Genomic DNA, 8950 nt, shown 5'->3' on the forward strand with positions numbered 1-8950 from the left:
AAAATACCGCCTCCCGTATAGGCATTGATGATCTTCTGTAATCAGCCGGTCGTCTGTTAGAACTTGCTATTCAAGGCATCTACGCACCGCTCGCAAATGGTTTCATGCTCTGCTGACTCGCCCACATGGGTGGAATAGTTCCAACAGCGATCGCACTTTTTCCCATCTGCATCCACAATGCCGATACCAAAGGCGTCGGACTCGCTGCGATACTTGATATCCTTCAGTCCGTTGGCACTGTCCAAAATCTCTACCTGGGACACCAGCAGCAAATACCGCACCTCATCCACATGGCTAGACCCAGCCGCCACAGCATCGTCCGGATTCATCGCCTTAAGTTGGTCTCGTAGCTGAGCATCCGCCACATAGATCAACGCCTTTGCCTGCAGCGACGAGCCAATATCCTTGGCCGAGCGGGCCTGCTCCAGCACCTGGTTCACCTCATCCCGCAGCTCCCGCAGCTGATTCCAAGTATCCGCCAGTTCCGGCTTTGCCCACTGCGAATCGATCGTTAGCCAGCCCGCCTCAAACACTGACTTGGTGCCGGTGTCGTAGGGCATAAACTGCCAGATATCTTCGGCCATGTGGCACAGTACCGGTGCAACAGATTTAGCCAGGTTCTCCAGGGCAACCGCCAGCACAGTTTGACAGCTGCGTCGGCGAAAAGAGTCGGCGTCGCTGATGTACAAACGATCTTTAGCAATATCTAGATAAAAGTTCGACAGATCCACCACACAGAAGTTTTGCACCGTCTGGAAGAACCGGAAGAACTGATAGGTATCAAATGCGGACTCTACCTCAGCAAAGATTTCTGTCATGCGATGCAGCATGTACTGATCCAGCGAGGGCATTTGCTCGTAGGGCACAGCGTTCTCTTTTGGATCAAAGTCATAGAGATTACCCAACAAAAATCGCGATGTGTTGCGAATCTTGCGATACACATCCGCCAGCTGTTTGAGAATGTTGTCACCGATGGGTACATCAGACGAATAGTCCACCGACGAGACCCACAGACGTAATACATCCGCGCCATAGGGCGGTTTCTGTTTTTTGTTTTTACCCCCCTCAATAATCTCGTAGGGGTCCACCACGTTACCGATGGACTTACTCATCTTGCGTCCCTTTTCATCCAGGGCAAACCCATGGGTGAGAACAGTTTTGTAAGGGGCACAGCCGTGGGTAGCGACACTAGTTAATAAACTGGACTGGAACCAGCCTCGGTGTTGGTCTGAACCTTCTAGATACAGATCCACCGGATACTTGAGAGCGTCGCGCTGGTCGGCCACTGCCGCCCAAGAGGAGCCAGAGTCGAACCATACGTCCATGGTGTCAAAGCCTCTAACGTAGGTTTTGCCATTGTTGTGATAGGTCTCGGACAGCAGTTCTTCTACAGACATGCTCCACCAGGCATCGGAACCGTGCTCGGCAAAGATATCGCGCACGTGGGCGATGGTCTCCTGATTCATGAGAACCTCGCCGGTCTCTTCGTCATAGAAGGCCGGGATGGGTACACCCCAGTTGCGCTGACGGGAAATACACCAGTCAGAGCGGTCACCCACCATGGGGGTGATACGGTTTTCTCCCTGGGCCGGAATCCATTGCACATCGGAGATCGCCTTGAGGGCTTCATCACGGAAGCCTTCGACTGAGGCAAACCACTGTTCAGTGGCACGGAAGATAGTGGGCTTTTTAGTACGCCAGTCGTAGGGATACTTGTGCTGATAGGGTTCGTGCTTAAGTAGGGTATTAGCTTCGGTCAGGGCCTTGATCAGCTCTTCATTAGCCGTTTTTAGAACGTTTAGACCTTCAAAACTGCCTGCTTCGGCGGTAAAGTAACCCCTTGCATCTACGGGACAGAGGATGGGTAACCCATACTTCTGACCGACGCCAAAGTCTTCTATACCATGACCAGGGGCGGTGTGTACCAGGCCAGTACCCGACTCGGTGGTGATGTAGTCACCGCCGATGACAATGGGGCTTTCGCGGTTAAAGGTGTCTTCTTTTTTATGGAGCGGATGGTGATAGGTGGAGCCTGCTAAGTCCGCACCCTTGATATCCACTTTGGGGGTAAGTTCAGTGTCAAAGGAGGCGGCCAGGGTTTTAATCAGGTCCTTACCAACAATCAGATATTTGTAGGAGGCACCAGAGGCAACTTCTACAACGGTATAGGTGAGGTCTGAATTGACGGCGACGGCCACATTGGCGGGAATGGTCCAGGGCGTCGTGGTCCAGATGGCGACACCCAGGTTATCCATGTAGGGTGCTAAGGCCGCTTTAGCGGTATCCGATGCGCTCACCATGGGGAAGCCTACATAGATACTGGGGGAGGTGTGACCTTCGGGGTATTCCAGCTCAGCTTCGGCCAGGGCCGTCTGGGATGAGGGGCTCCAGTGGACGGACTTCAGCCCTCGGTAGATGTAGCCCTTGAGCACCATCTGACCAAATACGTCGAGCTGAGCGGCCTCGTACTCGGGCTGCAGGGTCATGTAGGGTTTTTCCCAATCGCCCCAGACGCCAAAGCGGCGAAAGCCTTTGGCCTGGTTCTCAACGGTCTCCAGGGCAAATTCTTTGGCTTTTTGGCGCAGCTCCAGCGGTGTGAGGTTAGCTCGCTTTTTGCGGTCAATGGTTTGGAGTACCTTCAGCTCAATGGGTAGACCATGGCAGTCCCAACCGGGAACGTAGCGAACTTTGCGATCGCGCAGCAGCTGATACTTATTAATAATGTCCTTGAGCACCTTATTCATGGCATGGCCCATGTGGAGGTTGCCATTGGCATAGGGCGGCCCGTCGTGGAGCACAAACACATCCCCCGAATTTTCTTGGGAAAGCGTTTCATAAATCTTGCTGTCGTCCCAGAATGCCTGCAGCTCTGGCTCACGCTTGACCGCGTTGGCCCGCATACTAAAGTCGGTCTTGGGCAGCAGGACGGTGTCCTTATAGCTCTTGGCGTCGGCGTTCTTGGGGTCAGTCACGGTGCAGGGGAAAAGTATGGGAATTTACTACGCTCCCGTCATTCTGCCTTAGAAGTTCCTATCGGTTCAATAGTTTTAGCTTTTTTACTATCTAGGTACACTCGATCACGGGGCCAAGGTTTTCACTAAAATTCGCAGCAAATCTTCGAGATCGGCAGGTACTCGGTATAGATCTAGATCTTGTGTAACGGCTCTGTTTTGGCGATGAAATTGGCCAAACTGCCAAATATTGCCAGTGGAAATGGCCCCTGGTAAAACAGGCTGATCGGATTCAATCCACTGGTCTAGGGCAATGAGTTCAATGGCAAGCTGTATAAATCCCCGCTCCAGATCTTCGTTTTTAGCCTCTATAACCAAAAATATTTGTTGGTTTTGTAAAAGATAATCCAGGGAACCTTTGAGCTGATGATTAACAGCAACGGGGTATTCAACATTGAGGGTAGCCTGAGTGTAATGCAGCACATCGGTAAGCACCGGGGCAATAAGAAATTCACGACGAGCCATTTCACTCGTGAGACTGAGGCGGGGCAAACTCTCTTCAATACGAGTTTTGAGATCGTTGAGGCGATCGAGAGCGCAAGCATGATGTGGAAGGTTTAGAGAACGACGCTGCAGGGAAACATCGAAGTAGGCCAAGATATCTTGGGGGGCAAAGTTGAGTTTGAAATAGTCGGCAAAGCTATAGGACTGATCGGGTTGGATAATCGGGGCTCTAGGCATTAGTTGGGAGCAACAAAATAAAATGACTGCTCAAATCATACCTAGCAAAATCAATGTCTTGAGCACGTTTTTCGGTTTGATGGGCTTACTCACAAATTCCGATGCACCTACCATCTTGGCGCGCATCCTTTCGGTAACACTGTTGCTACCAGCCACCATGACAATGGGTGTTTTCTTAAAATCCGACATCCGCCGAATTTGGGCACACAGCTCATAGCCATTGACCACAGGCATCATTAAATTCAAAAAGATTAGCTTCGGCTTTAGCTGAGCTAACTGTTTCAACACCTCAAGCGGATCGGCAATGTTGCTATAGCGATAGCCTGCCGCTTCAATAATTGTTGCCATTTTATGATTATCAGCCAGACTGTCATTCACATAAACAATCCTGGCATCCTTAGGGATTGTTGCCTGCGCTAGCTTAACCACTATGTCATTTTGAGCTGTGATGACCGATTTAGTTACCTTATCTTCTACAGGCTTCAGCTGCAGCGCCTGACTGTGGATATGGGGTAAAACCGACCTCACAAATGGAATCAGCGGCTGGTTGATCTTTAATGCCAGATCTCGCAGGGTTTGGTCACCATCGACCAGCGCACTCAACAATTTGAAGAGACGTGGATAGGCCAAATCTTCTAGAGATGCTAAATCTTTTATCACCAGAGCATCGTTAGGGTTCACCTGGGCTAGCTCAGCGTTTTCCCAAGCTTGCCACTCATGCTTAGCCTGGGCCCATAGTCGAATATTTTGTAAATTTATGTAGGAAGAATCACAGGCTTTTTGAGACTTAATGCGATAAGTTAATCCCTGCCCGGTTTCTTGGAAGCTTAGGGTCCCCTGTCGCTGCAGATCAAACAATACTTCTGAGATACACCCGGTCACGATATCTGAGAATAATTGTCGACTAAACTGCTTACAGATAACCAACCGAGCCAGTCGATTATAGGTCAAGTCAGAATAGGCACTCAGACCATGCTTAAGTAAGTCAGACCGATGTTGTAGGAGGTGACGATACCAGCGACGTCTCGTATGGGTGTGCGTATTGGCCCATACCAGCTGCCCTGCCAAAAAATATAAGCGCCACTGATGAATCAGGCCACTTTTGATCGCTAGAATGCCTGTCAGCTGTTTCTGCTTAGCAAACTGGATCCTTTGATCCAGTTCAGAAATCAGTACATTTGACGTGGCAACTTCAGCTCTCATGGCTCCTATTGTTTGCAATTGACTTACTCGCTAATTGTGCTTACAAACAACGCTTACAAACAACTTGTATATTAGGTCACAAAAACCCAGTGAGTGTCCGCATTTAAGTTTCCTTAAACAAAAAATACGCGTATAGGCGTATTTTTCTCTGACGGTTCATCAAGTTTTATAGACCACTAGATTTCTTTAAGAGACTTTACGGCGTCTTCTTAAATTTCCTACACATCTCCACAGACTCCTCAGATGTGGGGTGTTGCTTAATCCGGACTTGGCCGCATTGGCAGCCACCAGTGTAGGGAAATGGCACATGGGTTAGTCCTAATTAATCCCAAAATTCATCGTCAGGCCAGTTGCTATCTTCATCCTTCTGGGCGACAGCTGGTGAGGGCGTGTGGACAGCCTCGGGAGCGGTATTAGGTGCTGGATCTTTAGTGGGCGATGGTTCTTTGGCAGACGATATACTGACGTTTGCTGCTGACACCTTTGACTTTTCTACCGCGATCTCTGGTGGTTCATCGGAAATTTTGGCGGTGCTGTCTGCGGCATTGGTCGTATCTGATTTAGGTGCGGTATCTGGTTTGGGAATGGACGGTGGTCTGGGTGGTAGCTCAATCATCGGCTTGGGCTCCTTCTTTTGAGGAGTGATCACATCCTTGAGCCAGCCGACAAAAATGCCAACAGCCGCGAGGGGATTGGGCTGTTCACGGGACTCAGAGGGTTGGAGGGGGGCTGGTATCTCTGCTGGTATATCTTCAGGGGGTGACTTTTCTGGCTCGTCTTTTTCAGCCGTGGGTGTCGGCATCGCTGCTGGAACGACCATTGTGGGGGCAAACTCATCCGCCGACTTGAGCAAGATGGGGCTGTCGGGATCTGGGTCTTGATCCAGCGCATCTTCCACGCCGTCTTCTACAAATTCATAGTCCTTAGCGATGGGACGGCTGGCGGTGCGATCGCGTTCAGACTTACCCAATCGAATCGGGGTTTGCTGAGCCGCCGGGGTAGTTTCTCGCCGCAGCAGCAGGGTTTGATACCCTAGCCACAGCAACAGTCCCACCGAGGCGGTTTGCCCCAGCAGCACGGCACCGTTCATTTGTCTGGCGCAGTACCACAGCACCACGGCATAAAACATACCAACACCGCTCCAGAAAAAATCTGAGCGGCGATGCACCTCTGGCAGAATAAAGGCGACCAAATAAAAGGCTAAACTGCCTGCCCCAATAATTACGGCCAACACATTTGCCAGCATCTGCTTCGACTAAGCTATTTCCAGTTGTTATTGACGCCGATGAGATTGCCAAACAGCATAATGAAGCCACTGATCAAGATGATAATGGCGAGCACTGCAAAAATGCCGTCGTAAGCTGAGAGGTCTTCCATGGGGCGACGTTCGTTTTTTACTTTTATAGTTTAGAGGCTTGTGGGGTGTTGAGGGCACGCTGCCCTGCGAATTTGTCAATGATGATGTCACTGTAGCGGGTTGAGATCGCACCCACCGAAAGCAGACACACCTCCAGTTCCGTCGGGTCCATGTGCTTGCCGCCTAGAATGCGATTAGCAAAAAATACGGTACCTGCCTCACCGGTCTGAAATGAACCAAACCGCATCTTACGGTTTTCGTCTAGCAAAAACCGCAGCAGCTCTAGTTCTGGACCACAGCCAATGGCCACACAGCTACTAGCCCGCACAATGGCCAGCTCCCGATCAGGGTAAGGATGGGTATTCCAGAGTAGTACCTGTAGCTCAATTAGCGTGGTGTCTTGATAGAGCAAGTCAAAGGACGGCTGCTCCTCACTAGCTCGCACTGTTGACTTAAACAAACTGCTCTGCAGGTAATCTTGCACCCGCTCATAGGTCAGCTCTTGAGCCGAATTTTCAAACTTCATATAGAGTTAAACTACTGTTATTCAACGAATAAACCAGCGCTATACTATAGGCGATTTAGCTTCTAAGAGGCCATCAGTACCGTGGTTCAGAAAATTGCTCTTTTTAATCACAAGGGTGGGGTGAGTAAAACTACCACCACATTTAATTTGGGTTGGATGCTGGCATCAAAAGGTAAAAGAGTAATTCTTGTAGATACCGATCCACAGTGTAATTTGACGGGAATGGTTTTGGGTACAGACACTGAGGATGACCAATCAGATCTAGCATCCTTTTACGATCTTCCTAATAATATAAAGACCGCTTTAGCTCCAGCTTTCGAATCCCAGCCACGGATTATTGAAGCTGTAGACTGCATTCCTGTTGAAGGACAAGCAGGATTATTTTTGCTACCGGGGCATGTTGGTTTAGCTGAATATGAGGTAACTCTTGGCATTGCCCAGGAACTGAGCGGCTCAATTCAGACCCTTAGAAATGTTCCTGGCTCCATCAATTTTCTTTTAGAGAAAACCGCTGAGCAGCTGCAAGCAGATTACATCCTTATTGATATGAGTCCTAGCTTAGGTTCTATAAATCAAAACCTTTTGATGACCAGCGATTTTTTCCTAGTGCCTACTGCGGCTGATTTCTTTTCTCTAATGGCAATAAATTCTTTAAGTACAATTCTGCCCAAGTGGGCAGCCTGGGCAAAAAGGGCAAGCGCACTGCCAACTCTTCGAGAAGCAGCCTATCCGTTTCCTGATACCAGCCCGCGCTTCATGGGAATTATCGTTCAGAATTATCGCGTCAGAAAGGGCAGAGTGACTGTTGCGTTTGAACAATGGGTTACTAAAATCGAAAATCAAGTTTCTGATCAGCTAGTTCCTGTTCTTGACAATAATGGGATGACTCTGTCTGGGCAGATTTATAGAGAAAATGGCATTGATGAATCCTTCTGTCTTGTCAAAATTCCTGACTTTAACAGTTTGATCGCTCTATCTCAAGAACATTCGACGCCAGTATATGCCTTAACTCAGCAGCAATTACAGCAAACTGGACAAGTTTTAGAAAATAATCAAAATAAGCAAGCTGAGTTTCGACAAACGTTTGAAGAATTAGCAGATAAAATCATCGGTCTTACGTCTTCTGTTTATGCAGTCAGCGCTTGATCAATTTCGTATCAGCATTGCCCGTGTTCGAGATTTGATCGCCATCCATGGTTCTGTGCAAACGCAAGCTACGGCAGTGCTTGACCTAACCGATATTCTCAGAGCTGCTTTAGTGATGTCCGTTAGTGCTCTGGATTATTACATCCATGAGGTGGCAACCTTGGGCATGTTAGAGATCCATCGGGGACAGCGACCAGAGCCAGCCCTTTCTCGTAATACATCTCAGTCCGCCTTTTCCCGGTTCAAAGTATCTTTGGGTAATGCTCGTCAAGAGCGGCTGATTGCATTGGATATTGCCACTTGGCTGGAGCAGGATATCCAGCAGTCTATGGGGTCGGACTTCACCGCAGAATCTTGCCGATTGAATGAGTTGCTCCCTGCGGTTACAAGTAGTATCGCTAATCGTCTCAATAGCAGTCCCTGGCTGGAGGATGAAATCCGCGAGAGCCTGAGCTATAAAAGTTTTCAAACTCCTAACAATATTGCTGATGCGATTCGACTAATCTCGGATATTTCGCTATGGACAAATGTAGCTGCGAGGTTAAATACATCTGCCGAAATTGTGAAACAGAAATTAACTCTTATTGTGGAGCGAAGGAATAAGATTGCCCATGAGGCTGATATTGATGTGACCTACGGTATTGGTAACCGCTGGCCTATTGATGAAATCTTAGTTAATGAAGCGGTAACCTTTATTGAGCAAGTGGTTGAAGCTATTCATCAGAGCCTATTATTGGGACCTGGCACTACATAATAAACATGTCGGCGCTGACGTCTGTTAGGGCTTGGGTTTTGCTTTGTACGAAGGCATTGGGGCTGCTGTCCGATTCCAGTCGACCGTCCACCAGGTTGATGATCCGGTCGGCCACGTCCAGAATGCGATTGTCGTGGGTAACCATTAAAACGGTACAGCCTTCTTCACGAGATAAATTATGTAAATAGGTCACCACGTCTCGACCTGATTTTTTATCGAGGGCCGCAGTGGGTTCATCGGCCAGGATCAGTTTGGGATGATTGACTAGGGCG

Annotated in this window: 7 protein-coding genes and 1 pseudogene; 2 read left to right on the top strand and 6 right to left on the bottom strand. The window is 49.0% G+C overall.

The window, feature by feature from the left end:
• Nucleotides 1–56: 56 nt before the first annotated feature.
• The 5 genes from ileS to IQ260_RS01815 all read right to left on the bottom strand — a co-directional run bounded on the left by ileS (nucleotide 57) and on the right by IQ260_RS01815 (nucleotide 6778).
• On the bottom strand, nucleotides 57–2972 hold the full coding sequence (gene ileS / locus IQ260_RS01795) for an isoleucine--tRNA ligase (protein ID WP_193990293.1): 2916 nt from the start codon (nucleotides 2970–2972) through the stop codon (nucleotides 57–59).
• A 105-nt stretch (nucleotides 2973–3077) separates the two neighbouring features.
• Nucleotides 3078–3692 (bottom strand): hypothetical protein, encoded by a 615-nt coding sequence (locus IQ260_RS01800; protein WP_193990295.1) that lies wholly within the window; start codon nucleotides 3690–3692, stop codon nucleotides 3078–3080.
• Between the two features lie 30 nt (nucleotides 3693–3722).
• Entirely contained in the window at nucleotides 3723–4895 is a 1173-nt protein-coding gene (locus tag IQ260_RS01805) for a response regulator (RefSeq protein WP_193990298.1), read from the bottom strand.
• Between the two features lie 322 nt (nucleotides 4896–5217).
• On the bottom strand, nucleotides 5218–6141 hold the full coding sequence (locus tag IQ260_RS01810) for a Ycf66 family protein (protein WP_193990300.1): 924 nt from the start codon (nucleotides 6139–6141) through the stop codon (nucleotides 5218–5220).
• A gap of 154 nt (nucleotides 6142–6295) precedes the next feature.
• Nucleotides 6296–6778: a type III secretion system chaperone family protein gene (locus IQ260_RS01815; RefSeq protein ID WP_193990302.1), complete on the bottom strand. Its 483-nt coding sequence runs from the start codon at nucleotides 6776–6778 to the stop codon at nucleotides 6296–6298.
• Between the two features lie 81 nt (nucleotides 6779–6859).
• Between IQ260_RS01815 and IQ260_RS01820 the strand changes: the two genes are divergently transcribed.
• Complete coding sequence (locus IQ260_RS01820) at nucleotides 6860–7924, top strand: ParA family protein (protein ID WP_193990304.1); 1065 nt, start codon at nucleotides 6860–6862, stop codon at nucleotides 7922–7924.
• Nucleotides 7908–8678 (top strand): HEPN domain-containing protein, encoded by a 771-nt coding sequence (locus IQ260_RS01825; RefSeq protein ID WP_193990306.1) that lies wholly within the window; start codon nucleotides 7908–7910, stop codon nucleotides 8676–8678. The genes IQ260_RS01820 and IQ260_RS01825 overlap by 17 nt, the downstream gene beginning before the upstream one ends.
• Here the strand turns inward: IQ260_RS01825 and IQ260_RS01830 are convergent.
• Nucleotides 8671–8950: pseudogene (locus IQ260_RS01830) on the bottom strand (ABC transporter ATP-binding protein); the annotation flags it as partial. The gene IQ260_RS01825 and the pseudogene IQ260_RS01830 sit on opposite strands and share 8 nt — an antisense overlap.

The sequence above is a fragment of the Leptolyngbya cf. ectocarpi LEGE 11479 genome (assembly GCF_015207065.1).
In the GTDB taxonomy this organism is placed as follows: domain Bacteria; phylum Cyanobacteriota; class Cyanobacteriia; order Phormidesmidales; family Phormidesmidaceae; genus Leptothoe; species Leptothoe ectocarpi.